General features: G+C 73.8%; 2 protein-coding genes. Both read left to right on the top strand.

Annotated features, from left to right (window positions below; translation table 11 throughout):
- A partial coding sequence (locus B8460_RS07180; protein WP_048860902.1) for a class I SAM-dependent methyltransferase occupies positions 1-1,032 on the top strand: 1,032 nt, incomplete at its 5' end.
- Positions 1,032-1,468 (top strand): DUF4214 domain-containing protein (locus B8460_RS07185; RefSeq protein ID WP_048860903.1); only part of this gene is annotated, 437 nt, incomplete at its 3' end. The genes B8460_RS07180 and B8460_RS07185, both read left to right, overlap by 1 nt.

Consider the following 1,468-nt stretch of genomic DNA (forward strand, 5'->3'; position numbering starts at 1 on the left):
CGGGTGCAGTGGCTGACGAATTACGTGCCGCGGGTGATCCCGCCGGGCCATGCCTTCACCGCCAACGTTCGTTTCCGCAATGCCGGCGCCACGGTGATGCGCCACCGTCCGCCCACGCACGTGACGATCGCGCAGCGCTGGTACGAGGAAGACGGGCGGCCGGTCGCGGGCGCCGCCGACCTGCGCACGCCGCTGCCGCTCGACCTGCCGCCGGGGCGGGAGCTGACCCTGCCGGTGCAGATCGAGGCGCCCCGCGTCGAGGGGCGGCACCGTCTGCGTCTGATGGCGGTGCAGGAGGGGGTCGCGTTCTGCGAGGCGCCGCTGGAAATCATGGTCACGCTGCGGGCGGCGGTCTGGCCGGAGGTGCCGGCCGGCTGGCGGTCCGATCCGGACGCGCGGCTCGATTACGGGCAGGACCACGCGCGGGCGCAGGAAATGCTGCGCGCGTGGCTCGATGCGCGCCTGCCGGCGAGGGCGCCGCATGGGGGCGGGGCGCGGGTGCTGGAGATCGGCGGCAATGCCTATCCGGCGATCGCCGACATCGACGGCGACCTGTACAACGTCGATGTCGACCTGCTCGGCCTGCAGATCGGCTGCCTTGTGCAGGACCGCATGGAGGCGGCGCGGCCGGGGCGGCGGGTGCGCCAGATCTGCGCCGACGCCGCCGACCTGCCGTATCCGGACGGGTATTTCGACGCGGTCGTGATGTTCGCGACGCTGCACCATTTCCCCGACCCGGCCCGCACCCTGGCCCACGCCGCGCGCAAGCTGCGGCCGGGCGGGTTCGTCGGGCTGTTCTGCGAGCCGGTGGGGCACGTGCATCCGGGCGCGGTCGATCCGGATTTCCTGCGCGAGCTGGCGCGCGGGGTGAACGAGCAGAGTTTCCTGATGCGTGAATGGGATGCGATCTTCCGCGCCGCCGGCCTGTCGGTCGAGGCGGCGCAGGTGGACTTCAACTCGCTGAAGGCGCGGCTGGTGCCGGCGGCGGGCGCGACGGCCATCGGTACGACTGCTGCGGCGGGCGTCGGCTGATGGACGTCGTGGAGCCGAGGCGCGAGCCGTCGTCGTTCATGCCGCTGGGCGCGGACGAGATCGCGGCGGAGATGCGCGAGCAGGTGCTGCGCGGCCCGGTGCGCGAGGTGGCGGTCGCGGACGAGCCGCCGCCGCCGGCATCCGATCTGGGCGCGCTGCTGTCGCTGCACGGCCACGCCTTCGTCGAATGCGCCTATGCGACCTTGCTGCATCGCCGGCCGGAGCCGGACGCGCTCGCGCATTTCGTCGCCGCCCTGTCGAGCGGCGAGGTGAGCAAGGCGGAGATCCTGTGCGCCCTGCGCTACAGCGCCGAGGGCCGGGCCGCGGGCGTGCGGATGCGCGGGCTGCGGCGGCGGCGGCTGCTGCACCGGGGCTATCGCCTGCCCGGCATCGGGCGCGGGCTGCGCATCCTGGTCGGCATCTTCCGGCTGCCGCG

It is taken from the genome of Acidisphaera rubrifaciens HS-AP3 (assembly GCF_000964365.1).
Taxonomy (GTDB): Bacteria; Pseudomonadota; Alphaproteobacteria; order Acetobacterales; family Acetobacteraceae; genus Acidisphaera; species Acidisphaera rubrifaciens.